Below are 22,089 nucleotides of genomic sequence, written 5' to 3'. Positions count from 1 at the left end.
AACCGGTAGGGGTTCCCGATACGGGGAACAATCCTTTTTACTTCTTTGCCAGCTTTAAGATCCGGATCGCCAGGTGCGCCGCATTGTCGCCATTGTCGATCCCGACACAGGCAACCGGCACGCCCTTTGGCATCTGGACGATCGAGAGCAGGGCATCGAGGCCGTTCAACGTCCCGCTGACCGGAACCCCGATCACCGGCTTGTCGGTCTTTGACGCGATGACCCCGGGGAGCGCGGCCGAGAGGCCGGCGATCGCGATGAAGACTTTGCTTGGGGCACCCTTCACATACGCATCCAGCTTGTCCGGGTCCCGGTGGGCAGAGATAACCTGGTAGTCCCAGGCGATCTTGTGCTCGTCAAGGACCTTCTTTGCCTTGTCGGCAATTACGGAATCGGATGCAGATCCGCAGATGATACTTACGTCTGCCATAAGAGCCATCCAAACTTATATCCCGTATTTATAAATATATTATTGGCAGATCCACATGGAAAAAGAAACCCTCCTTATGTTACCGGGCCCGGTACCGATGCCTGAACGGGTCAGGTTCGCGATGGCCCGCCAGGCAATCAACCACCGCAGCGCCGAGTTCGGCGCCGTATACGCTGACTGCGTGCGGGTCTTAAAGACCGCTTTTGGGACCGCAAACGATGTTGTCATCATCAGCGGGTCCGGCACGGCCGGCATGGAAGCCGCGGTCGCAAACTTCGGCCGCGACAAGGATATCGCCTGTTTTGTGAACGGTAAGTTCGGCGAACGCCTCTATAAGATCAGCCAGCGCTACGGAAAGGCCCACGAGCTTCCATCCGAATGGGGCACCCCGCTCGACCTCGCAGGTCTCGAAAAGCAGCTCGAAGCCGGCGCACAGGTCGTCACCATGGTCCACAACGAGACCTCGGCCGGTATCAAGAACCCGGCAGCGGAAGTCGGGAAGCTCGCGCACAAGCACGACGCGCTCTTTATCATGGACGGCGTCACTTCGGTCGGCGGCGATCTCGTCGAGATGGACAAGTGGGGCGTCGATGTCGCCATTGTCGGCTCGCAGAAGTGCCTCGCAGCCCCCGCCGGCCTTGCCGCAGTTGCGGTGAGCAGCCGGGCATGGGAGCGGCTCACGAAAAACCCGCCGTACTACCTCGACCTTGCGGCGTACAGGAAGAGTGCTGCAGGTAAACCCATGGAGACCCCGTACACCCCGGCGGTTCCCTTATTCCTTGCGCTCCGCGAGGCCTGCCTTATGATCGAAGAAGAAGGCATGGCAAACCGGATCGCCCGGCACCAGAAGATGGCAAAGGCAGTCCGCGCCGCAGTGCAGGCATGGGGCCTCTCGCTCTACCCGAAGATCGATGCAAAGCACGAGTACGCGACCACCGTCACCGCGGCAGCATACCCCGAGGGCGTCAAGGACGATGACGTCCGCGGCGCGGTAAAGAAGCTCGGCATCACCATTGCCGGCGGCCAGGACCACCTCAAGGGCAAGATCTTCCGCATCGGGACCATGGGCGCCGTGAGCGCACCCGAGATCCTCGCCACCCTTGCCGCAACCCAGCACGGCCTGGTAAAGGCCGGCTGGAAGATCAAGGGCAACGGTGTCGAGGCCGCGGCCGAGGTGCTGGGATGAAGGTTGGTGTTGCAGACACCACCTTCTCACGCGTCAATATGGGAGCGATCGCCATCGACGAGCTCAAAAAGCACGCGAGCGTGGCGATCGAACGGGTGACCGTGCCGGGCGTCAAAGACCTGCCGGTTGCCTGCAAGAAACTGATTGAAGAACGCCGGTGCGAGATCGTGATGGCGCTCGGTATGCCCGGGGGCAAGGACAAGGACAAGCTCTGCGCCCACGAGGCATCGCAGGGGCTCATCATGTGCCAGCTCATGACCAACCATCACATCATCGAGGTCTTCGTGCACGAGGACGAGGCCAAAGACGATGCAGAGCTTGCATGGCTTGCCGAGCAGCGCACCCGGGAACATGCAGAAAATGCCGTCAACCTGCTCCTCCACCCGGAGGTCCTTACAAGGAACGCCGGCACCGGCCAGCGCCAGGGGTTCGAGGACGCCGGCCCTGCCCGGCGGTAGGGCCCCATTGACAGGTTTATGTGCAAACAAACGAGATGATCTGATATGTGCGATACAAAACCGGTAAAACTGGGATTCGTTGTTGCGGAGTTCAACCGTGACATCACCTACATGATGGAGATCGAGGCACGGGAACACGCAGCATTCCTCGGCGCCGAAGTGACCGAGTGCCTGTACGTGCCGGGAGCATTCGACATGCCCCTTGCCATAAAAAAGATGCTTGCCGCAGGAAAGGTCGACGCGGTTGTCACGGTCGGCTGCGTGATCGAAGGCGCGACCCAGCACGACGAGATTGTCGTGCAGCACGCGGCACGGAAGATCATCGACCTCTCGCTTGAATTCGGCAAGCCGGTCACGCTCGGCATCTCCGGGCCCGGCATGAGCCGGCTCGAAGCAAACGAGCGGATCGATTATGCAAAGCGTGCCGTTGAATCCGCCGTAAAACTTGTCAAAAGATTACAATGAAGCAGCTCTCGGCAAAGGTTGCGGCGATCGCGCCCTCGGCTACTATCGAGATCACGAACAAGGCAAAGAAGATGCAGCGGGAGGGCATCGATGTCATCAGCCTCTCGATCGGCGAGCCTGATTTCGATACCCCGAAACATATCACCGATGCCTGCATCGGCGCCCTCAAAAAGGGCGAGACGCACTATGCGCCCAGTAACGGCATCCCCGAGCTTCTCGCGGCGATCAGCGAAAAGATCGCAAAAGAGAACAAATTTGCCTGCGAACCCGACCAGGTGATCGTGACCTGCGGCGCAAAGGACGCCATCTACGAAGGGATGGAGGCGGTTTTAAACCCCGGCGACGAGGTCATCCTTCCCACGCCGGCCTGGGTCTCGTACGAACCCTGCGTCCAGATGGCGGGCGGGAAGACGGTATTCCACCCGGTGAACCAGAAGACCTTCCAGCTCGACGATTCTATTCTCGAAAAGGTCAATGCAAAGACCAAGATGATCTCGATCAACTCGCCCTCGAACCCGAGCGGGGCGGTCTTTGATAAGAAATCGATGAAGCTCGTGGCCGATCTCTGCGAGGATCACGACCTGTACGCAATGTCGGACGAGATCTACGAGAAGCTCATCTACGGCAAAGAGCACATCTCGCTTGCGTCGCTCGGCGATATGGCGCAGCGCACGATCACGGTCAACGGCTTCTCCAAGGCCTACGCGATGACCGGGTGGCGGCTCGGGTACGCGGTGGCCCCAAAGCCGATCATCAAAGCGATGTCCAGGGTGCAGCAGCATTCGGTCTCGCAGGCAACGACCTTTGCGATGTGGGGTGCGGTTGCAGCGCTCAGAGGCGACCAGAAATGCGTTGAATCTATGCGCAGCGAGTTCGACAGGCGCCGGAAGTTTATGGTGGCCGAGCTCGGGAAGATGGGCTACACCTGCGCCCCGGCCGATGGCGCTTTCTACGCATTCGTGAAAGTTACCGGCGACGACAATAAGATCGCGACCGACTGGCTCGAAAAGGGCCATGTGGCTGCAACCCCGGGCAGCTCGTTCTATGCCCCGGGATGGATCCGGCTTTCATATGCGGCTTCGATGGAGAGGCTCCATGAAGCGATGGAGCGGATCAAGAAGGTTGGCGGGAAGTAACCGGGCCCGGCCAACCAGATACTTTTTTGGGTTGTTTTCCTGCAATCTTTGCGCTTGTTCGAACTTTCGCGCCAGAAAATTTTGAAACGATCGCAGCGAAAACGGGAAAAACAGGCTATTGATGCAAATACCACGACGGAGACGTCCCGGGCCGGAAAATCCGTTCCGGCCGATCGCGTCCCGCCAGTACGGCCTGAAAGTTTTTCCGGGTAAAAATTTCCGGTTCGAAAGTTGGTACGCCCGGATTTTTTTGGCGCGAAAGTTTTTTCGGCACATTTTTTTCGGTTCGAAAGTTGAAAATCCTAAAAAATTTTGGATTGAAAGTTGAAAAAAGAAAAAAAATCTGGCGCGAAAGTTGGAAAAAAAGGTGTTAGTTATACAACTAACTCAGTTCTCCGGCGTAAATCCAGCAATACGGACCCGGCACCGGGATCAAAAAAACCCGGACTTTTTTTTGCCGCGAAAGTTGAAAAACCAAAAAATTTTCCGGTCGAAATTTGAAAAAAGAAAAAAAAGTTGGACTGAAATTTCTCCGGCCGGATTTTTTTTGGTTTGAAATCTGAAAGCTCCAAAAAAATTCCGGATGAAAGTTCGTACGCCCGGATTTTTCCGGATGAAAATCAAAATTGCCGGAAAAATTTTGGAGCGGCCAGGGACAAGACCGTACCGTTACACTCAGCCCCCCCTTGCGCCATCCCAGCCCCCGAGGGGGCGGGGGCGCGAACGATACACTCTGACTTACCTGCATTCAGAACTGCTCCCGGTACAGGTAATACAGAGCTATCGCAATGGGGGGATGCCCGAGCGGCGGGGGCGCCAGCCCCAAAGAGCGTCTTCTTATATTGAGTCACCGTCGATACTGCATCATTATGATAAATTTCCCCGTCGGAGATCCAAGAAACGCTCACAGATTGCACCGGTTGGCAGATATCAGGCTCAGATGACCATTCCATCGATCCCAAAAACCCTGCCGCAGGAAGCCCGCTAAATTGCAGGTTTAAAAAGCCTTAAAATCGTGGCATTTTTAGAAATACGCGATTAAATCAGGAATTTCTATGGGCGTGGCCACAACTTCCACTGGAAACCGGTTTTGAGGGATCGCCCTGTTCCGGTCCTCCGTCGGAGAAAGGATCTGCGGAAACCTACCCTCCCAAAGAAGAAGGAAAACACACCCTGTCAGACACCCGTCAGCCCGATCTTCCCGTCGCCTTCCACGAGACCTTCGCGTACGTCGAACGGCCGGACACCACGACCTCACCATTCTTTTCCTGCACGAGCCGCGCAAGGTACGCGTCAAGGATCTTCTCCTGCGCTGCGGTCGTCACCCTGAACCGGCCCCGGAAGAATGCGGTCATCTCGTCCCGGGATCCAAACCGGTACTCTTTACTGAGTGGCATCATCTTCACGTCCGCATAAATCCCGGCATTGTACAGCACTTCAAAGAGGCAGTCGGTCTTTGGCCCGGGATAATACGTGCACCCGTGCAGCGGCTCCCAGAGCTCCACGTACATCTTTTCCCAGAACGGCATATCCACGAACCAGTACAGGCAGACCTCACCGTTTGCCACCGCGTCCATCTTTAAGAGCGCAGCCCGGATGTCCTGCATCGTTAAGGAGAGCGAAGCGATCACGAGATCGTATTTCCCGTCCAGGTCCCGGGCCGGGTCGATATCCTCCCAGAGTTTTTTGATGCAGGATACGTTTGCGATCCCTTTTGCCCGGCACTGCTCCCTGAGAACGGCGGCCATCCCGGCCCCGGGCTCGATCGCGGTCACATCTTTTACCCGCGGTGCGATGGGGATCGCGAGCGTTCCCGGCCCGGCGCCGATATCGAGCACCCGCATATTTTTATTGAGCGCGAGACCGGCGATTGTTGTCTGCACCCGGTCGTCGTACTCGCCCCGGGAATTCTCCGCATAGCGTTTCGCATTTGCCGGGTCGTCCCAGTTGTGCGACGCATCCTCGAAATGCTTCGAGGACTCCTGGAGGCGCTGCTGGTGCGCCCAGCGCTCGTTTGCTTCGCACGGGTTCTTTTCCGGAGTACGTGCCTGCCCTGCCATGAAGAAGTACTGGCTCTCTTGCCGGATAAGAGTGTTTCGCTGGAAGATTCCTGTAACAAATAAAAAAAGAAAAAGTCCGGAGCAGGTCCGGTATCTCACTCTTTACGCTTCATCAGGTAGACTGCCCACCCGCCGATAAAGACAAGGAGTGCAATTGCCCCGATGATCTGCGGGAGCATTGACCCGCTAGCCTGGCCCTGTGCCCCAAACCGGGGCAGGGTCACGTTCTTTGTCGAGGTAAACAGGTTCCCCTGGCTGTCCTTGTACGACACCAGTAAGGGGACCTCGGTCTGGTTTACCGCAGTAAACGTAACCGTGAAACTCCCGAAATCGTCGGGCTTGAGGGCCCCGATCACGTACGAGCGGTAGGGATCGGCGGGCACGGCCGGGGAGAGCGCCGTGATGGTCACGGCATTTGCCGTGGAGAGGCCGGCATTGGTGATATCGCCGGTCACCTCAAATGCCCCTGCGGTGTTCTTCACCTCGATATTGCTCATCACCGGGTCAGCATCCTTCTTGTCGGGCGAGAACCGTATCGGGATCTGCTGCGAGACGCTGTGGTGATTGTCCCCGTTGTCGTAATTGAGGGTAACGTTTAAGGTCGTCTCCGCGTGCGGTGTCACCGTGAAGTTCACGAGCGTGCTCGATCCCGCTGCAAGGGGGCCGATATAGGTGGATGCCGGCAGGATCTCCGCATTGTCCCCGGAGATACTGAGGACGGCATTTTTCACCCCGGCCTTTCGCGGGTTTGCGATCTGGAGGGAGATCGTGTCCTTCTTGCCGGATGAATAGGAGTCGGGGCTGTTGATGACGGCGAGCACGAGCGGCGTATTATCCACCCAGACTGCCGCCGGGTAGTACAGGCTGCCCGCATCGCGGTAACTTAACGAGAGCCGCGGGTAGTAGTGCCCGTCAGGGACATCCGCGCCCACGGAGAACGTGTAGTCCCGGGTCTGGGCCGGCCCGATATTGGATGCGATATCGTAGGGAGACCCCAGAAGCTTGATATTTTCGTCGCCGAACGTGGCGTGTCCGATGACCACGCTCTGGTTGCGGTTCCCGTTTGTCACCGAGACGGTGACCGTTCCCTTATCCCCGGTAAAAAACGCGCCCGGGTCATAGGAGACTCCCGAAACGTACACGTTTCCTGCGGCTGCAAGGGAGTCCGATGTGGTATAGGCAGATGCGCCGCCGATCCCGGCGAGCAGGAGAACGATCGCGATGACCGTGAAGTACAGTGTCTTCATTCAGGCTCCTGCCATGGTCAGGACGACGTAGGCGATGAATATGATTACAGGCGCTCCCACGCAGATTGCCGCGTCGCGCATGGAGAGCCTGCGAGCCTGTTTTATCCCGAAGATCCAGGTGTTTGCGCTCCAGAGCAGGAAGACAACGGAGACGACCGCGGCGGTCTCGGTATACGCCATCATGGACGGATCCTGCATCAGGGCCGTGGTGGCCGATGTCATGACGCCCGGGTCCTGCAATGCCGAGGAGGTGACCTGCGGGACCACGACTTTGGGCAGATATTCGAATGCCGCGATCAGGGTGATGACCGCGCCGAAGATCTGGGGCAGGTAGCCGTAGCCGACGACTTCAAGGCAGCGGTTGAAACTTCCTTCGCCCTTGAAGAGTTTCGATATCAGGTAGAATAGCCCGGCCCAGATGAGCCAGAAGATAAAGACCCCTGCAAATGCGGCAAGGATAATGAAGACTACCATCACGGCGCCGAGGCCGCCCATGGCAGAGTCCATCAGTTTTGCGGTAAGGCTCCCGGCAAGATAGCCGTAGCCCGCTGCAAGGATGGCACATACACAAACGATCAGCGCCGGGACCTTGAGCTGTTCCGTATCGCCGAGCGTATCCTGGAAAAAGCGGTTCGGATTGAATAACAGGTCGAAGAGTGAAAATTTCATGGTTGGTTTCCCTCCGGTAAAATGCCAAAAAGCATTTCGCCAGCGTTTGTCTATGTTCCGGTATTGTGCTGCATGTTTATTAGTTGGATGCCCGCCCGGAATCATCGACGGAGAAACCGTACGTGACGGTCGTCTTTGTAATAAAAAAATCAGGAAAAGTAGCGAGGGATGGATTTGAACCATCGGTCTACGGGTTATGAGCCCGTCGGGATATCCTGACTACCCTACCTCGCTTCCCGGATTAATCAGGACTATAATATAGCCGGCTGGCACTCATATACTTTACTAAAAAACGGCACATTTCTGCCATATTCGTTAGGTTCAATTAGGGGAGTCCTCCAAAACACCATACATGGACGATACCGAGCTTGAAGAGATACGGAAAAAGAGGATGGCCGCGCTTAAGGAACAGATGGCATCTGCCGATGTATCGGGTGCCGTGATCCCGGTCGACCAGCTGCATATCGGCGAACTCTTAAAAGCACACCCGGCGCTTGTTATCGATTTCTGGGCGGAATGGTGCGGCCCCTGCCGGCGCATCGGCCCGATCATCGAGGAGCTCGCGCAGGAATTTGCCGGGAAGGTGACGTTTGGGAAGTGTAATACCGACGAGAACCAGCAGCTCGCCATGCAGCTCTCGATCTCGGCGATCCCGAACATCGTATTCTTCTCGAACGGCCAGCTGGTGGACCGGGTAATCGGGGCGTACCCGAAAGAAGCGATCCGGGAAAAGATTCTCAAAAACTTCCCGTAAATCCTAAAAAAAGATCTTTTTTGTTTTTGTTATTCGCAGTACGGGTCGTTGATGAACTCTTCGTACACCTTTTTTGGCGGCCGTCCGCCCCTGCGGCCTCCCCCGTGCGACCGGTGCTGGCGGGAGGGCATCTCCTCTTTGTCGTCCTCGGCATCAAGATCGGTATCAGGGGTCTCCGGAGCCTCTGCGGGCGGGTGCGGTTCTGCTTCCGCCGGCCGGGGCTGCCGGTTCCGGTGGTCCCGCGGGTGGTGGTGATACGCGCCCCGTTCCTGGTGCTGCTGTTGCGGCGGGGCCTGCTCCTGATGCGTCTCTTCAGCCATAGATATCAGTTATCATACAGCCCCGTGACCAAAAATACCTTGTTATGAAGAAGGTCACTGCCCGGAATAGAGCGTGCCTTCCTGGACCTCTATGACAAGGGCGCCGAGTTCCTCAACTACCTTGAGCAGGTCGGGGCCGGCGGCAACGGACGACCGGGTATTCTCGAATTCCCCAAGCGAATGCACCCAGGAGCTTCCCCAAATTTCGAACCGGAAGACCGGCTTTTTCCAGAGTGCGCCCGTCACCACAAGGGCGATCCCGAGAACTACTACGCCAATCCCGCCAAAGAGGAGGATCGCTTTCCCGGAAAGGCCGATGACCGCAAGAGCGATCCCGATGATGAGAAGAACGATCCCCCCGGCCATGAGGCCGGGCCGGTACCGCGAGGACTGGACTACCCCGATTCCCTTGATCTCCGCAATGCTGACCTGCTGGTAGAGCGACTCCGACCGCTGGTCGAAAAAACTCCTGACGTTCGAGTACGCGATCAGGCGCTTGGTGGTCACAGCGATCCCGATCTTGGCCCGGACCGGGGAATACATCCGCAGCCCGTCGTACTCCTTGACGAGTGTCTCGGTCTGCGCAAAACCCACAAAATTCCGAATATCTGGCATGTCCTCACCCGGTAAAGGATACGTTTGGCCTGCAATTATTACAAAATTGTGGTTGGTTTGCAGCCCCCGGTTCCTGTACTGCCGCCCGCCGGAATGAACACGTATATACATTGGCGTCTGAAACTGTATCACAAAAAGACCGGGCGTTACCCCCCCATGTCCAACGTCACCACCCTGCTCGATGCAAAGAGCGTTCCCGAGGCAAAGGCTGCCTTTGTCTGCCCGTCTAGAAACGAGACGTACAGCTACAAGCAGCTCCGGGACGAGATGAACCGGATCGGTGCCGGCCTTCTCTCACTCGGGATAAAAAAAGGCGACCGGGTCTGCATCTATCTCGACAGCTCGCCCGAGTACCTGATCAGCTACTTTGCGATCTGGCGGATCGGGGCGGTGGCGGTCCCGACCAATATCGTGTACCAGGGAGAAGAGCTGCTCCACGCGGTAACGGACGCCGGTGCCTGCGCGATCATCACGGACGTGCACCGGGCGGACGTGGTTGCCGGGGTGCAGAAGGAAGCCCCGGGCCTCGTACACGTGATCTGTGTCGGGGGAAAGGGTGCGGCCTGCACGGCGGCATGGGAGTCGTTTCCCCCGGCGCCGGCCGGGATGCGTGCGGCCAGCTGCGGGATGGACGATCTCTGCCATCTCCAGTACACGGCCGGGACGACCGGCAAACCCAAAGGGGCAATGCTCACGCACGGGAACTGGATGACGGCGCTCGACGCGGAACGCGAGGCGCTCCGGCTCCTGCCGGACGATGTGTATCTCGGGATCTACCCGATGGGCCATGTTGGTTTGTCCTGGGGCCTCGCGGTGCTCCGGGCCGGCGGGACGTTCGTGATGATGGAACGTTTCGAGCCGGAGCAGTACCTCTCGCTTGCGGAAAACTACCGGGTCACGGTCCTTGCCGGGATGCCGCCGGTGATCCACACGCTCATCCACGCAGCACCCGGGACCGAGGGCCGGCTTAAAACCGCCCGGCTCATCATCTCGGGCGGGGGGAACCTCCTGCCCGTAGTCTGGGAGGCGTTCGACCAGCGCTACCATATCCCGGTGGCAAACTCGTACGGCCTTTCGGAGACGATCGTGATCGGGTCCGGCACGACCACGCTCCCCGAGTACCCGCACCTCACGAAGAACTACCGGAGCGTGGGAGTCGCGGTCGGCTACACCGAGGTCCGGGTAGTCTCGGTCGACAACCCGGAGCAGGAGATGCCCCCGGGCGAGGCCGGGGAGATTGCGCTCCGCGGCCCGTCGGTTGCAAAGGGCTACTGGAACCTGCCCGAGGCAACGGCCGCGGTCTTCCGTCACGACGGCTGGTTTTTGACCGGCGATATCGGATACATGGATGCGGACGGGATCCTCTACATCACCGACCGGAAAAAGGACATGATCATCATGTCGGGCTGGAAAGTCTACCCGACCGAGGTCGAGAATGTGATCGTGCAGCACCCGGCGGTGGCGGACGTGGCGGTCTTCGGGATCCCGGACGAGCGCCGGGGCGAGATGCCGGTCGCGGCAGTGGTCTTAAAAGCCGGCGCAGCGCTCTCGGGCGAGGAGTTCGATGCTTTCTGCCGGAAGCACCTTGCGGGCTACAAGGTGCCCCGGAAACTTTTGATCGTCGATGCCCTGCCCCGTGTGCACGGCTGGAAGCTGCTGCGCCGGACCCTCCGGGAAACGTTCGGTTCACAGGGGCAGTGATCGCACATCGCGGTATCCGGGCAGGCCCGGGACTTGAGGAACCTTTTTTAAGGGTAAGTCAATACTCTTTATAACGGAGCAATATGGATACGGAGAGCCGGATCAAGGACATCCCGATCACCGGTATGGCGCATAAGAGATCCACCGGTATCGTGGGCCTCAACCTCCTGCTGGACGGAGGGTTCCCGCAGGGGTCGGTCATCATGGTGTACGGGACGCCACTTGCCGGTGTTGACCTTGCCGCACTCCAGTTCTGGAAGGTCGAGGGCGAGGAAGGCACGTACTTCATGAACGACGGGGATGCCGAGCCGGACATGATTGATGCGACCGAGCTCTACCCGGAGATGTACCTCCCGCAGATGATCGGCCACCGGATCGTGATCGATTCGTTCTCCACGCTGGTGATCAAGTACGGGATCGACAATGCGCTCAAGTTCCTGCGTCTCGCCCGCAAGGAAGTGCGCAAGCGCAACGCGAACCTGATGTTTATCGTGTACTCCGATGTCCATTCGCCGGTCGAGATGACCCGGATCATGCGGGCCGCCGACCTGGTGATGGAGCTTAAGACCGATATCGGGCAGAACGAGATCGGGCGCACGCTCATCGTCCACAAGATCCGGGATGCCCCGGCACCCCAGCGCCTGTTGCCGTTTATTATTACGGAGCGGGGGATCGAGGCATCGACCACGTCGAGAGTGGTGTAGGATCTTCGGGGATTCATTCTTTTTTAGATTGTTCTATATCGGAAGGTTGGTCAACCCTCACCAAAACGAGCACTCGCCCCCTCCGCCCCCTCGCGCTCGACGGGTGGCCCGGCCACACCCGTCTCGCTAGGGGGAACAACCGGAAGATCGGGCTCCTGCTTTTCCTCAACCAGCAGTTCCAAAGGTATTATTGTAATTTACCAAGAAGTGAAAAAATAGTTCTTTGATATTAATCACGATTGATTTTCTCTGCTAAACTAATTCAAATATCGATGAACAAAGCAAAAATTGAAGATCCACAATTTCTATTTTCGTCTTTTTTTACCGAAAATCCCACTAGACATATTGAAAATGTCATTTCCTATTTGGGCGGAATACGATTTTCGCCCATCTCCAGTAACTATTTTGTTCATTGTTCCACGAGGGGTTTTTGGACCCCTCTTACCGAAGATTCCCACCATGGTCAGACATTATTATCCTTGTTATATATATGTTACAGGTGGCACGGTGATTCATCTCATACGACCCAAGAAGCGGAACCCCCCGCCAATAAAGAACGGGTGTAGCCGTGCCACCCGTTCGGCTTGGTGGGGGGATTGGTGGGCGTCCTATCGCATTGGATCAACGAGTATAAAGAGAAATTTGAAAAACCCTCGCCCCGACCCGATCTCTGTTTGAGTGGGGGTGGTCACAAAATCCTAAAAAAAAGTGGCCCGGCGTTTTACAGCGCGAACCGCACTTCCTTTGCGGCTTCTGCCATATTCTTGAGTTTCCAGAACGCGGATTCCCGTGAGCGCATCCGCAGGCCGCAGTCGGGATCAACAAGCATTGCCTTTGCGCCGAAGACCTCGACGCCCTTTTCTATCCGCTTTCTGATCTCTGCCACGGTCTCCACTGCTTCTGCGGTCGAATCAACGCAGCCGTACCCGATCATCCGGCCCGAGAGATCCTTGCTCCCAAAGAGGGAGAGGTTCTCCGGGTTCTTCGAGAACTCGAAGTCCAGCACGTTCACGTTGACTTTGAGGATGTCGTCGAGGACATTTCCGATGTTCCCGCAGACATGCATACAGGTCGGGACTTTTACCCCTCCCGTAATGAGATCGATGGCCTGTTTCCCGACAGCGAGATCGGCGACACCGGTCGAGAAGATCGGTTCGTCGATCTGGAGGAGCGTGACCCCGGCAGCCTCAAGGTATTTTGCCTCGACGGCAAGGGCCGCGGCAAGATCGAGCGCCAGTTCCTCCTTGTTCCGGTACATCGGCGTGCTGATATGGAGCCCGTGGGCAAGTGTCGAGGGGCCGGTGATGATCCCCTTGACGTAGAGCGATTTTGATTTCGCGTACTTGGTGTCGCCTGCGGTGATTGCACCTGAAGCCGGCTGGATCTTCCCGACAACGTCCTGGCCCTTGATGCCCGGGAGTTTGCCGGAAAAAGCCTGGATCATGTCGCCCCGGACCTGGCCGTCCGAGATGATATCGATCCCGGCATTGACCTGGTCGGCGACCGCGGTCTCGACCGCGGATTTGAACGGATCAAAAAGGGTCTTGAGGCCGGAGCCTTTCACTACGGGGTAGCTCCCGACCACGGTTGTCGCCAATACCTTGTTGATGAAATACGCTTTCATGGGACGAGGCGGTGCATGTCTCTGGGGAAGAGGACTGCTTCGCGGACGTTAGAGAGTCCGAGCATTGTCATGATAAGCCTTTCTGCGCCAAGGCCCCAACCGGCGTGCGGCGGCATCCCGTACCGGAACGGGCGCAGGTAGAACTCGAAGCTGTCGGGCGAGAGGCCCTTCTTCTTGATCTGCTGGACGAGGAGGTCGTACTGGTGGATGCGCTGTGCACCGCTCGAGAGTTCCATTCTCGGGTGCATGAGGTCGAAGGCCTTGCAGATGGACGGGTCGTCCTCGTAGGGCATCGCATAGTAGGGCCGGATCTCGGTGGGCCAGTCGGTGATGAAGTAGTGGGCGCCCATCTCGTCGCCGATCGCGTGTTCGGCTGCGGCGGAGATATCGTCGCCGTACTTGATCGGCTCGCTGCAGGTCTTCTGCGCGATCTCGATTGCCTCGCAGTACGGCAGCCGGGTGAAGGGTGCCTTTGGCACACAGAAGTTGTCGATCTCGAGGTTTGCGATCTGGGTGCTGCAGGTCTTGTTCACGTACTCGTAGGTAGTGACGATCAGGTCTTCGAGCGTCTTCATTACGTCCTTGTGGTCCGCGTACGAGACCTCGATATCGATGCTCGTTGCCTCGTTTAAGTGCTTCGTGGTATTGTGCTCTTCGGCCCGGAAGATCGGCCCGATCTCATACACCTTCTCAAAGCCGCCCGCCATCATCATCTGCTTGTAGAGCTGCGGGCTCTGGTTGAGGAACGCTTCCTTGTCGAAGTAGGCGATCGGGAAGAGCTCGGTCCCGCCTTCGGTTGCGGCGGCCACGATCTTCGGGGTCGTGATGCTGATGAACCCTTCCTTGTGGAGGAACTCGTTGACCGCAAAGAGCGCAGCGCTCCTTATCTGGAAGACCGCGGCGACCCGGGGCCGGCGCACATCGAGGAACCGGGCATCGAGCCGGGTGTCGAGTTCGACCCCGACTTTTTCCGAGACATCGAGCGGGAGCGGAGTCTCTGCGAGGTTGATGATCTCGAAGGTGTCCGGGACGATCTCGCGGCCGCCCGGTGCCTTTTCAACGGCCTTTACCGTGCCGGCGATCCGGACCACGGACTCCCTGGATACTTTCTTTGCCGCAAGAAGAATCTCTTCGGAAACTTTCTTTTTGGGGATGGTCACCTGGATGATCCCGGTCCGGTCGCGGATCAAAAAGAACGCGAGTCCGCCGAGGTCCCGTTCCTCGTGGACCCATCCGCAGATCTCTGCATGGCCGGCGTCGGGTGTGACGCTCTGTATGGGAACGCGCATTAAAATCCTATAACAATGGGCCGGGAAGGATAATTGAGTTTATGGGGCCTTTAGGCCCGGGCACCCTACATGTTTTTGGCCAAACGCAGGCTTACGTGATCATATGACAGATCATCCACCCCGCCCTGCTGCACATGGCGATGGCGGTACTCCCTCCCGCAGGAACCTGATGATTGGCATTCTTGCAGGAGTCATTATCGTGGTCGTTGCTGCGATCTTTTTAACGCTGACCGTTTCGGTAACATCCGATCTCTCCGAAAAAAGCCTGCCGTACGTGACCCACTATTCCGTGGCACTGCCGGATGGCGAAGCGGTAACGATAGGCAACAGCCGGATCGCGGTGATGGCGTACAATGGTTCGGTCATTACCGATGTGGACGGCAACCGCGAACAGCTGGTCGTGGGCCAGACCCGGGTGATCAGCCCCCGGCACGCGAAGATCACCACGCTCGGGATCCCGATCTACAATGCCGATTTCCAGTTCACCTTAACATATCTCGGCCAGGCCGGGACAAAGGATAACTTCGATCTTACCGTGAAGACCTCGCAGCAGGTGCCCGGATTCCTGCTCGACCGGCTGATGCCGGCTTCGGTAAACGCGGTAACGGCATAATATCACGCTTCGGGAACCCCCCCGGGTACCCCCTCCTTTTTTCATTGTTGCCCGTACACAACGGGTCTTGTTCCCGGATACCTGCTGTGTCCCTCAGTCCTTCCGGAACCGCCAGGCTCCGGAGGGGATCCGGATCTCGAACCGGGCTCCGCGTCCCGGCGTCCCGTTCTCCTCGATGGTAAAACCGGTGATTGAGAGGATCTCCCGGGACAAAAAGAGGCCAAGGCCGGTATGTTTTCCAAAGCCTCTTGTGAAGAGCCGGGGCTTGTCGTTTTCCGGGATCCCGACGCCGTTGTCCTCGCAGACAACGACAAACTCGTCATTATACACGTCCCCGGTAAACGAGATGCTCGTGATAGTCTCCCCGTACTGGACGGCATTCCCGACGAGGTTGGAGAACACTTTCCCGAGCATCGGGTCGGCAAAGACCTCTATTCCCGGCACGGTATTTTTAACAGACACCTTCCCGTTACCGGCATGTTCCGCTGCCAGTGCAATGACCGCCGGGAGATCCTGCCATTTTGCCGCTTCGGATCCCAGGTTCTGGTACTCCCGGGTAAACTCGATCTGCTCATGGATCTTCGAGATAATCTCGCGCTCTTTTTTTATGAACTCTTTTTCTTCCCTGCTCTGTGCCATCCCGGACCCCAGTTCCACATAACAGTCCAGGGCCGTGATCTGGTTGAGGATGTCGTGCCGGGTGATGTTGTTTAGGAGGGCCAGTTTCCTGCTGGCATCGGCAAGGGCGGACTCGGCCAGTTTTCTCCGGGTGATATTGCGGAGCACGATCAGGTAATAGGAGCTCCTGCCCGGGATCTGGGGATCGAACGGGATCACGGACGCCTCGTAGTACTGCGGCTGGCCCGGGCGGTCTATTACGACCTCCCGGATAACGGGCCTGCTTTCCGGGCCGGCCGCAGGCAGCGTCCCGATATCCCCGGGCAGCACCGTCCGGGCGGACTGCCCGATCAGCCGGTCCGAGGAAACGCCGAGCATCTCTTCCGCGGCCGGGTTGGTGTCGCAGATATCCAGACGATCGTCTACCACAATGATGCCGTCGGCAATCGTGGAGAAGACCCGGTCGTGCGCCACCGGCATGAGGGAGAGGAGCTGGAACCGCGAGATCCCGTATGCGGCAAGCAGGCCGGAGAACGCAAAGAGGAGGGGCGAGAGATTCACGAACGGTACCGGTCCCCACCGGGCAACATAGGCAATATTTGCTGCTAAAGGAAGCAGGCTCGCGGCTAAAACGAGGGCGATCTGGTACTGGTAGATGGCATGCGAGGTCCAGAAACGCGTTGCCACGATCACGATGCCGACCGCCGACAACCCGTATGCCCAGGTGATGAAGATCCAGAAGAGCGGGCCGTGCAGGAAGACCCCGACAAAGGTTCCCTGTTCAAGTACCGACGCGATGCCGGTGTAATAGAGGTGGTGCAGGGGATTGGTCCAGACTGCTGCTACCGCGAGCACGGGGATGACAAAGAGCAGTGCGATATTTTTTTTCGAAAGGAACCGGGTGTTCCCGGTGTAGTAGAGGACGATCAAAAACCATGCCACGGGTACCGTGACCATCCCGGGGTATTCCATGCAGACAAAGAGGAACTTTGCCGCGGGCGTGATGCTTAAGAATTCCCCGGCGTCCCCCAGGTTCCAGATCGTGGCGGCAGCAAAGAGGAGGGTGAAGTACGGGGCTGCCGGGGATTTCCAGGTGCGCCAGCATACGACGGTAAGCACCGCGGTGGCTGCTGCGGAGACGATAAAGAGGATTGCAATAACAGAAAACTGGATCTCCACGCTTCACCGGGCCTGATTACTCCGGATCCGGAATAATTTTTTCCGAGTATATCATATTTTTTCTGATCTGTTTAAGAGTTTTCAATAGGGTAAGTTCAGCCTGGTAAAATTCCTCAATAGATCTCCATACCCCGCTCTTTCCCGGCCGGGTTCCCCTGCACGCGTGCGGCGTACCAAAAAAAACCGGCGCTCCTTCACCTAAACCAAAACGAGAGAACGTGCAGCCCGTTTTTAAAACAGCGTCTTCTGCCGGGTTTCGAGCCGGAGGTGGGCAAGCGCAGCCGGTGTGGTCTCCCGGCCCTGCGGGGTGCGTTTCACAAACCCGATCTGGATGAGGTAGGGTTCGTACACCTCCTCGATGGTCCGGACCTCTTCTCCCACCGAGATTGCAATGGTCTTTGCCCCGACCGGCCCGCCCGAGAAATCGTCTGCGATGACGGTGAGGATCCTGCGGTCGATCTCGTCAAGGCCCAGCTCGTCGATGCGCAGGAGGGCAAGGCCGTCTTCTGCAATCTCTTTTGTGATCTCCCCGTTGCCTTTGACCGTTGCATAGTCCCGCACCCGGCGCAGGAGCCGGTTTGCGATCCTGGGCGTGCCCCGGCTCCGGGCGGCAATGGCCCCTGCCCCTCCGGGCGTGATCGGGATCTTAAGGATCGCGGCGCTCCGTTTCACGATCTCTTCGAGGTCTTCTGCCGCGTACAGGTTCAGGCGCACCACGATCCCGAACCGGTCCCGGAACGGGGAGCCGAGAAGGCCCTGCCGGGTCGTGGCCCCGATCAGCGTGAAGTGTTCGAGGGTTAAGCGGATCGAGCGGGCGCTCGGCCCCTCGCCGATCATCACATCGATGCAGTAGTCCTCCATGGCCGGGTAGAGGATCTCCTCGACCACCGGGTTCATCCGGTGGATTTCGTCGATGAAGAGCACGTCGCCTTTCTGGAGTGCGGTGAGCAGTGCCGCCGCATCGCCGGGCTTTTCAAGCACCGGGCCGCTCGTTGTCCGGATTGCCGCCCCCATCTCGCGGGCAATAATATGGGCGAGCGTGGTCTTCCCGAGACCCGGCGGGCCGGCAAAGAGGATGTGGTCCACCGGCTCGCCCCGCTGCTGTGCTGCCGCAATTGCGATCCGCAGCGCGTCCTTTGCCGGCGCCTGCCCGACAAACGCATCGAGCGTTGCCGGCCGGAGCGTGACCTCTTCGGGATCCTCAATGGCCGGCCCGGGGGAGATGATCCGTTCGCTCACGCCCGTTCACCCTCTTTGAGGATTGCAAGCGCTGCCTTGATGAGCCCCTGCACCGTGGGGGCGGAAAGGTTTGCCCCGGCCGCCCGGACCGCCCGGTACGATGCCTCCTCGGCAAACCCGAGGGAGACAAGAGCGCTTACCGCGTCCCGGGCCGGCAGATCGCCTGTTCCTTCGCGGGAAAGCGCCATTGCCTCCTGCACTTTTTTCATCTTGTCCCGGAGTTCGAGGATCAGGCGTTTTGCGCTCTTTGGGCCGATGCCGGGGATCCGGGTCAGCTTCTTCTCGTCCTCGTCAAGGATGGAAAGGACAAAGTCTTCGAGTGTTACCTGTGAGAGGATGTTGAGCGCTATCTGCGGGCCGATCCCCGAGACGCTGATGAGCACGGTAAAAAGTTCGAGTTCGCTTGGGCGCAGGAATCCGTAGAGTGTAATCGCGTCTTCGCGGACGGCCATGTACGTGTGGAGTTTTACTTTCTCTTTTGTCCGGGCGATCTCCCGAATCTCCTGTTGTGGCACGAAGACCCGGTAACCGATCCCGTTGACATCGAGCACCACCCACCGTTCGCCGGATGCGACCGGCTTTCCGTCCAGATACGCGATCATTGGTACACTATCTCATAACGTGGATATGACATAAGGCAATCGAAAGCCCGTCCGCGGCATCGTCTGGCTGCGGGATCTCGTCGAGTTTCAGGAGCCGGGTGATCATCGCCTGCATCTGGACCTTGTCGGCCCGGCCCGACCCGGTGACTGCCTGCTTGACCTGGTTGGGCGTGTATTCCGTGACCGGGATCCGGTGCTGTTCTGCTGCAAGGAGGATCACGCCCCGGACCTCGCTCACGCCCATCGCGGAGGTCGTGTTTTTCGAGAAAAAGAGCTTCTCCATTGCAATGGCATCGGGCGGGAACCGGGCAAACAGGGACGTGATCTCTTCATGGATCTGTACCAGGCGTTCCCCCGGTCTTTTCCCGGCAGGCGTTTCAACGCAACCGTAGCAGACAGGAGCGATGACTCCGCGTTCCACCCGGATCACGCCGTACCCGCACCGGGCAAGACCCGGATCGATGCCTGTAACGATCATGTGCATACCAGCCGCATCCCGGTGCCGTGCAGGGAACAATCCCTGCGCCGGCCATTCGGTTTTTTCCCTGCCGGGGCCCTTTTTCCACGTGCAGAGGGCCGCCTGAAAGGCAGGATACGGGATAAATTCTATGTATGGCGGCGGATAATATAGGGATAGTGGTAATTCGTATGAAGACCCAGAAATGTCCGACCTATTCGTATTGCATCCTCGTGCTCGGGCTCATCATCGTCAACACGCTCCTTGCGTGGGGGTCCATCCTGCTCGCCCGGGTGATCAGTCCCACGATTCCGACGGGTGTCGCCATAATCTATATCGCGGCCGCGTTCATGCTCCTCTTCACCCTCTGGTTTGGCATGTACGGGGCGATCTCCGCCTATGTAGGCGGCCTCATCGGCGGAGGGCTCCTCTCCGGTATGCCGGCATCGGTGGCGCTCTATTTCTCGCTTGCAAACCTCTGGATGGTGCTCATCCCCCTTCTTACCTTCCGCATCTTCAAGGTCAATGTCGGGATGGAATCCGGCCGTGACCTCTTCCACCTCGTGCTCTTCGGGACAATTATCAATAATCTTGTCTCTGCGGCATGGGGCGCTGCATCCCTTGCCCTTGGCGGCGTTATCGCATGGTCTGCGTTCGGCTCGGTGTTTGTTCCCTGGTTTATCGGGAACGTTGTGATCATTCTCCTGATCGTCCCGCTGGCGCTCAGCCAGTTTACCGACCGGGTATCAAAATCGAAGGTCTTTGTAAGGGACTTCTGGTTCTAAAAAAAGACCGGGTTTTTTCTTTTTTTCCCTGCGTGGTAAACGGTATTCTTCTGTATTTTTCACAAGAGCCTTTAGGCAGCAGCCCCGCTGCGGGGTGCCTGCTTCCTGTGCAGGTACCATATCAGTATCCTGATGGCGCAGGGAAAGACCCCGTACATGTACATCGTGGAGAAGTTCACGCCGAGATAGAGTAAGATCATTCCGGAGACTGCGGCCAGGATGACGCTGAACCGTTCCATGACCGCGTCCTGCACCCTGCCCGGGTGGACCGGCGCCACAAGGAGTGCCGGCCGGCGGATGATGTACTGCCACTGGAGTAAAAAGAGGGTGCCGAGGGCGAGCATGTTGAGGTGGAAGATGAACGGCGCGATCGGGACGTGCGGGTAGTCCCCGGAGAGGTTGGTGGAGAACGGCACCAGTACGACAAAGATCAGAATGAAGATATTGAGCCAGAGCACCCAGCCGTTCACCGAGCGGAGGTAATGGAAGTGCTCGTGGTGGACGATCCAGAAGCTGGCGAGGACTAAAAACGCGATGACAAAACTGAGGAGCTCCGGGAACATGGTGGCGATGTGTTTTGGCAGTTCGACTGCGGCATCGGCCTTGGGGATGTCGGGAACGGAGAGGCCGACCACGAGCAGCGTCATGGCAAAGGCAAAGACGCCGTCGACGAGAGCCTCCAGCCGGTTTTTCGAGATAATATTGTTTTCCGCGGGAGATTCCTGCGCTTCCATGGTCATAAGATACACCGGAATTACGTATTACCTTCACGCTTTTATTCTTCCTTCTGTCTCAACGGGGAACCAGGGATTCATCAGAAGCCTGCCATTTCGGGGAGACAACACAGAGAAAGACGAGATCGCCGGCTCCGGTGTTTTTGATCTGCTGGACCGAGCCCGGCGGGATCAGGATGCAGTCACCGGGCCGGACCGGGGAGGTCTCTTCACCTATGGTCATGGCCCCGGTCCCTTCGAGGATGTAATAGATCTCGGTGCTGTTTTTAAGAACATGCGGGAGCGTGGTCTCTCCCGGAGGGACAATGGCATGGGCGATGCTGCATGCAAGGTCTCTGGCACCCGGTGTTTTGTCCGGGTGGAGGAGTTCGGAGAGGACCGACCGGTCCATGACCCGGGCATGGGGGCAGGTACCGCTGTTACGGATGAGCATGATCAGAGATCGCATTCCTTAGGGTTTAGCGGTTGCTCTCCTGTGCACTGGTTTTGCACATGTTTATGAAGATCCGTGCCTATCTCTTCACTGGTGAGACAATATGAAGATCATCGGGATCAACGGGAGTCCGAAAGGAGAAAAGAGCCAGACCCGGAGGCTTGTCGTGGGCGTACTCGACGGGGCCCGGGCGGCCGGTGCGGACGTGACCTTTGTCGACGTCTGTGCCTTAAAGATAAAGTACTGTACAGCGTGCTCGACCTGCTATGCAAAGGGCGAGTGCGTCAATGACGACGATATGCCGGCCCTGTACGAGAAACTGCTCGACTGCGACGGCGTCGTGCTCGGTTCGCCGGTGTACATCAACTCGGTCACGGCCCAGTTAAAAGCCATGCTGGACCGGATGGCAGACAGCGTCCACTGCCTGCACTTTACCGGCAAGTACGGCTGTGCAGTCTCGACCGCCGGCGGGGCAATGGCCGAGGAGACCGCGGAGTACATGAACGGTGCTCTGCGGATGCTCGGGGCAACCACGGTTGGAACGGTCGGGGTAAACTTCATGGGAAACCCCGACGCGATCGTTCCTGCGGAGAAGCAGGCAAAAGAGCTGGGGCGAAAGCTGGCCGAAGCGATCCGGACCGGCTACAAGGATCCTGCCCAGCAGGCATATTATGCCGAGAGGAAAGCGCACATGAAGCAGCTGGTTCTCGCGAACAAGGATATCTGGGCCCACGAGTTCGATCACTGGAAGGCAATGGGCTGGGTCTGAAC

24 protein-coding genes and 1 tRNA gene are annotated in these 22,089 nt (G+C 58.1%); 10 read left to right on the top strand and 15 right to left on the bottom strand.

The features are described from left to right. Window positions 1-37 precede the first annotated feature (37 nt). The gene (gene purE / locus BP758_RS11600) at window positions 38-430 is read right to left on the bottom strand and encodes a 5-(carboxyamino)imidazole ribonucleotide mutase (protein WP_292371047.1); all 393 of its coding nucleotides are present in this window, start codon (window positions 428-430) and stop codon (window positions 38-40) included. A gap of 55 nt (window positions 431-485) precedes the next feature. Between purE and BP758_RS11595 the strand changes: the two genes are divergently transcribed. Genes BP758_RS11595 through BP758_RS11580 form a run of 4 tightly spaced genes read left to right on the top strand, consistent with a single transcriptional unit; the run spans window position 486 to window position 3,675 of the window. After that, the gene (locus BP758_RS11595) at window positions 486-1,616 is read left to right on the top strand and encodes a pyridoxal-phosphate-dependent aminotransferase family protein (RefSeq protein WP_292371046.1); all 1,131 of its coding nucleotides are present in this window, start codon (window positions 486-488) and stop codon (window positions 1,614-1,616) included. Continuing rightward, complete coding sequence (ribC, locus tag BP758_RS11590; protein ID WP_292371045.1) at window positions 1,613-2,074, top strand: riboflavin synthase; 462 nt, start codon at window positions 1,613-1,615, stop codon at window positions 2,072-2,074. Before BP758_RS11595 ends, ribC begins: the two co-directional genes overlap by 4 nt. A gap of 45 nt (window positions 2,075-2,119) precedes the next feature. Then, a complete protein-coding gene (gene ribH, locus BP758_RS11585; RefSeq protein WP_292371044.1) occupies window positions 2,120-2,539 on the top strand; it encodes a 6,7-dimethyl-8-ribityllumazine synthase in 420 nt (139 codons plus the stop codon). Beyond that, complete coding sequence (locus BP758_RS11580) at window positions 2,536-3,675, top strand: pyridoxal phosphate-dependent aminotransferase (RefSeq protein ID WP_292371043.1); 1,140 nt, start codon at window positions 2,536-2,538, stop codon at window positions 3,673-3,675. The genes ribH and BP758_RS11580 overlap by 4 nt, the downstream gene beginning before the upstream one ends. A gap of 1,187 nt (window positions 3,676-4,862) precedes the next feature. On the opposite strand, the gene BP758_RS11575 is transcribed toward BP758_RS11580, so the two are convergent. From BP758_RS11575 to BP758_RS11560, 4 genes are all read right to left on the bottom strand, one after another. After that, window positions 4,863-5,735 carry a class I SAM-dependent methyltransferase gene (locus BP758_RS11575; RefSeq protein ID WP_292371042.1) on the bottom strand — a complete coding sequence of 291 codons (873 nt, stop codon included), beginning with the start codon at window positions 5,733-5,735 and terminating at the stop codon, window positions 4,863-4,865. Between the two features lie 95 nt (window positions 5,736-5,830). Next, on the bottom strand, window positions 5,831-6,982 hold the full coding sequence (locus BP758_RS11570; protein WP_292371041.1) for a COG1361 S-layer family protein: 1,152 nt from the start codon (window positions 6,980-6,982) through the stop codon (window positions 5,831-5,833). Continuing rightward, window positions 6,983-7,651 carry a YIP1 family protein gene (locus tag BP758_RS11565; RefSeq protein ID WP_292371040.1) on the bottom strand — a complete coding sequence of 223 codons (669 nt, stop codon included), beginning with the start codon at window positions 7,649-7,651 and terminating at the stop codon, window positions 6,983-6,985. A gap of 159 nt (window positions 7,652-7,810) precedes the next feature. Then, window positions 7,811-7,885, bottom strand: a tRNA-Met gene (locus BP758_RS11560). A gap of 118 nt (window positions 7,886-8,003) precedes the next feature. On the opposite strand from BP758_RS11560, the gene trxA reads away from it, so the two are divergent. Next, complete coding sequence (trxA, locus tag BP758_RS11555; RefSeq protein ID WP_292371039.1) at window positions 8,004-8,405, top strand: thioredoxin; 402 nt, start codon at window positions 8,004-8,006, stop codon at window positions 8,403-8,405. A 29-nt stretch (window positions 8,406-8,434) separates the two neighbouring features. On the opposite strand, the gene BP758_RS11550 is transcribed toward trxA, so the two are convergent. Beyond that, a complete protein-coding gene (locus BP758_RS11550) occupies window positions 8,435-8,725 on the bottom strand; it encodes a hypothetical protein (protein WP_292371038.1) in 291 nt (96 codons plus the stop codon). A 54-nt stretch (window positions 8,726-8,779) separates the two neighbouring features. Next, window positions 8,780-9,340 carry a hypothetical protein gene (locus tag BP758_RS11545; RefSeq protein WP_292371037.1) on the bottom strand — a complete coding sequence of 187 codons (561 nt, stop codon included), beginning with the start codon at window positions 9,338-9,340 and terminating at the stop codon, window positions 8,780-8,782. A gap of 156 nt (window positions 9,341-9,496) precedes the next feature. Between BP758_RS11545 and BP758_RS11540 the strand changes: the two genes are divergently transcribed. Together BP758_RS11540 and BP758_RS11535 are read left to right on the top strand one after the other, a co-directional pair. Further along, window positions 9,497-11,041: a class I adenylate-forming enzyme family protein gene (locus tag BP758_RS11540; protein WP_292371036.1), complete on the top strand. Its 1,545-nt coding sequence runs from the start codon at window positions 9,497-9,499 to the stop codon at window positions 11,039-11,041. An 83-nt stretch (window positions 11,042-11,124) separates the two neighbouring features. Then, window positions 11,125-11,745 (top strand): RAD55 family ATPase, encoded by a 621-nt coding sequence (locus tag BP758_RS11535; RefSeq protein WP_292371035.1) that lies wholly within the window; start codon window positions 11,125-11,127, stop codon window positions 11,743-11,745. A 721-nt stretch (window positions 11,746-12,466) separates the two neighbouring features. Here the strand turns inward: BP758_RS11535 and BP758_RS11530 are convergent. Next, window positions 12,467-13,369 carry a methionine synthase gene (locus tag BP758_RS11530; RefSeq protein WP_292371034.1) on the bottom strand — a complete coding sequence of 301 codons (903 nt, stop codon included), beginning with the start codon at window positions 13,367-13,369 and terminating at the stop codon, window positions 12,467-12,469. Next, on the bottom strand, window positions 13,366-14,658 hold the full coding sequence (gene aspS, locus BP758_RS11525) for an aspartate--tRNA(Asn) ligase (protein ID WP_292371033.1): 1,293 nt from the start codon (window positions 14,656-14,658) through the stop codon (window positions 13,366-13,368). Before aspS ends, BP758_RS11530 begins: the two co-directional genes overlap by 4 nt. A gap of 103 nt (window positions 14,659-14,761) precedes the next feature. On the opposite strand from aspS, the gene BP758_RS11520 reads away from it, so the two are divergent. After that, on the top strand, window positions 14,762-15,271 hold the full coding sequence (locus BP758_RS11520; protein ID WP_292371032.1) for a hypothetical protein: 510 nt from the start codon (window positions 14,762-14,764) through the stop codon (window positions 15,269-15,271). Between the two features lie 93 nt (window positions 15,272-15,364). Here BP758_RS11520 and BP758_RS11515 read toward each other — a convergent pair whose 3' ends face one another. The 4 genes from BP758_RS11515 to ruvC all read right to left on the bottom strand — a co-directional run bounded on the left by BP758_RS11515 (window position 15,365) and on the right by ruvC (window position 19,387). Then, window positions 15,365-17,068, bottom strand: a complete 1,704-nt coding sequence (locus BP758_RS11515) for a histidine kinase N-terminal 7TM domain-containing protein (RefSeq protein WP_292371031.1) — start codon at window positions 17,066-17,068, stop codon at window positions 15,365-15,367. 231 nt (window positions 17,069-17,299) lie between these two features. Beyond that, window positions 17,300-18,307: a Holliday junction branch migration DNA helicase RuvB gene (ruvB, locus tag BP758_RS11510; protein ID WP_292371030.1), complete on the bottom strand. Its 1,008-nt coding sequence runs from the start codon at window positions 18,305-18,307 to the stop codon at window positions 17,300-17,302. Continuing rightward, the gene (gene ruvA, locus BP758_RS11505) at window positions 18,304-18,909 is read right to left on the bottom strand and encodes a Holliday junction branch migration protein RuvA (RefSeq protein ID WP_292371029.1); all 606 of its coding nucleotides are present in this window, start codon (window positions 18,907-18,909) and stop codon (window positions 18,304-18,306) included. Before ruvA ends, ruvB begins: the two co-directional genes overlap by 4 nt. Before the next feature lie 7 nt (window positions 18,910-18,916). Further along, window positions 18,917-19,387, bottom strand: a complete 471-nt coding sequence (ruvC, locus tag BP758_RS11500; RefSeq protein WP_292371028.1) for a crossover junction endodeoxyribonuclease RuvC — start codon at window positions 19,385-19,387, stop codon at window positions 18,917-18,919. A 170-nt stretch (window positions 19,388-19,557) separates the two neighbouring features. Between ruvC and BP758_RS11495 the strand changes: the two genes are divergently transcribed. Then, on the top strand, window positions 19,558-20,151 hold the full coding sequence (locus BP758_RS11495; RefSeq protein ID WP_292371027.1) for a hypothetical protein: 594 nt from the start codon (window positions 19,558-19,560) through the stop codon (window positions 20,149-20,151). Window positions 20,152-20,222: 71 nt separating this feature from the next. Here the strand turns inward: BP758_RS11495 and BP758_RS11490 are convergent, their stop codons facing one another. Beyond that, the gene (locus tag BP758_RS11490; protein WP_292371026.1) at window positions 20,223-20,891 is read right to left on the bottom strand and encodes a TMEM175 family protein; all 669 of its coding nucleotides are present in this window, start codon (window positions 20,889-20,891) and stop codon (window positions 20,223-20,225) included. A gap of 52 nt (window positions 20,892-20,943) precedes the next feature. Next, window positions 20,944-21,318, bottom strand: a complete 375-nt coding sequence (locus BP758_RS11485) for a cupin domain-containing protein (RefSeq protein WP_292371025.1) — start codon at window positions 21,316-21,318, stop codon at window positions 20,944-20,946. 103 nt (window positions 21,319-21,421) lie between these two features. Between BP758_RS11485 and BP758_RS11480 the strand changes: the two genes are divergently transcribed. Beyond that, the gene (locus BP758_RS11480) at window positions 21,422-22,087 is read left to right on the top strand and encodes a flavodoxin family protein (RefSeq protein ID WP_292371024.1); all 666 of its coding nucleotides are present in this window, start codon (window positions 21,422-21,424) and stop codon (window positions 22,085-22,087) included. Window positions 22,088-22,089 lie beyond the last annotated feature (2 nt).

This window comes from Methanoregula sp. UBA64 (genome assembly GCF_002502735.1).
Lineage (GTDB): Archaea > Halobacteriota > Methanomicrobia > Methanomicrobiales > Methanospirillaceae > Methanoregula.
This window is presented reverse-complemented; position numbering and strand designations above follow the sequence as displayed.

What these genes read in the sequence shown, in the direction of transcription:
- trxA (WP_292371039.1), top strand. Translation starts at nt 8,004, where the DNA reads ATGGACGATACCGAGCTTGAAGAGATACGGAAAAAGAGGATGGCCGCG.
- BP758_RS11570 (WP_292371041.1), bottom strand. Translation starts at nt 6,982, where the DNA reads ATGAAGACACTGTACTTCACGGTCATCGCGATCGTTCTCCTGCTCGCC.
- BP758_RS11540 (WP_292371036.1), top strand. Translation starts at nt 9,497, where the DNA reads ATGTCCAACGTCACCACCCTGCTCGATGCAAAGAGCGTTCCCGAGGCA.
- BP758_RS11485 (WP_292371025.1), bottom strand. Translation starts at nt 21,318, where the DNA reads ATGCTCATCCGTAACAGCGGTACCTGCCCCCATGCCCGGGTCATGGAC.
- BP758_RS11575 (WP_292371042.1), bottom strand. Translation starts at nt 5,735, where the DNA reads ATGGCAGGGCAGGCACGTACTCCGGAAAAGAACCCGTGCGAAGCAAAC.
- BP758_RS11495 (WP_292371027.1), top strand. Translation starts at nt 19,558, where the DNA reads ATGAAGACCCAGAAATGTCCGACCTATTCGTATTGCATCCTCGTGCTC.
- BP758_RS11545 (WP_292371037.1), bottom strand. Translation starts at nt 9,340, where the DNA reads ATGCCAGATATTCGGAATTTTGTGGGTTTTGCGCAGACCGAGACACTC.
- purE (WP_292371047.1), bottom strand. Translation starts at nt 430, where the DNA reads ATGGCAGACGTAAGTATCATCTGCGGATCTGCATCCGATTCCGTAATT.
- BP758_RS11520 (WP_292371032.1), top strand. Translation starts at nt 14,762, where the DNA reads ATGACAGATCATCCACCCCGCCCTGCTGCACATGGCGATGGCGGTACT.
- BP758_RS11595 (WP_292371046.1), top strand. Translation starts at nt 486, where the DNA reads ATGGAAAAAGAAACCCTCCTTATGTTACCGGGCCCGGTACCGATGCCT.
- ribH (WP_292371044.1), top strand. Translation starts at nt 2,120, where the DNA reads ATGTGCGATACAAAACCGGTAAAACTGGGATTCGTTGTTGCGGAGTTC.
- aspS (WP_292371033.1), bottom strand. Translation starts at nt 14,658, where the DNA reads ATGCGCGTTCCCATACAGAGCGTCACACCCGACGCCGGCCATGCAGAG.
- ruvC (WP_292371028.1), bottom strand. Translation starts at nt 19,387, where the DNA reads ATGATCGTTACAGGCATCGATCCGGGTCTTGCCCGGTGCGGGTACGGC.
- ruvA (WP_292371029.1), bottom strand. Translation starts at nt 18,909, where the DNA reads ATGATCGCGTATCTGGACGGAAAGCCGGTCGCATCCGGCGAACGGTGG.
- BP758_RS11535 (WP_292371035.1), top strand. Translation starts at nt 11,125, where the DNA reads ATGGATACGGAGAGCCGGATCAAGGACATCCCGATCACCGGTATGGCG.
- BP758_RS11565 (WP_292371040.1), bottom strand. Translation starts at nt 7,651, where the DNA reads ATGAAATTTTCACTCTTCGACCTGTTATTCAATCCGAACCGCTTTTTC.
- BP758_RS11580 (WP_292371043.1), top strand. Translation starts at nt 2,536, where the DNA reads ATGAAGCAGCTCTCGGCAAAGGTTGCGGCGATCGCGCCCTCGGCTACT.
- BP758_RS11490 (WP_292371026.1), bottom strand. Translation starts at nt 20,891, where the DNA reads ATGACCATGGAAGCGCAGGAATCTCCCGCGGAAAACAATATTATCTCG.
- BP758_RS11530 (WP_292371034.1), bottom strand. Translation starts at nt 13,369, where the DNA reads ATGAAAGCGTATTTCATCAACAAGGTATTGGCGACAACCGTGGTCGGG.
- BP758_RS11480 (WP_292371024.1), top strand. Translation starts at nt 21,422, where the DNA reads ATGAAGATCATCGGGATCAACGGGAGTCCGAAAGGAGAAAAGAGCCAG.
- BP758_RS11550 (WP_292371038.1), bottom strand. Translation starts at nt 8,725, where the DNA reads ATGGCTGAAGAGACGCATCAGGAGCAGGCCCCGCCGCAACAGCAGCAC.
- ribC (WP_292371045.1), top strand. Translation starts at nt 1,613, where the DNA reads ATGAAGGTTGGTGTTGCAGACACCACCTTCTCACGCGTCAATATGGGA.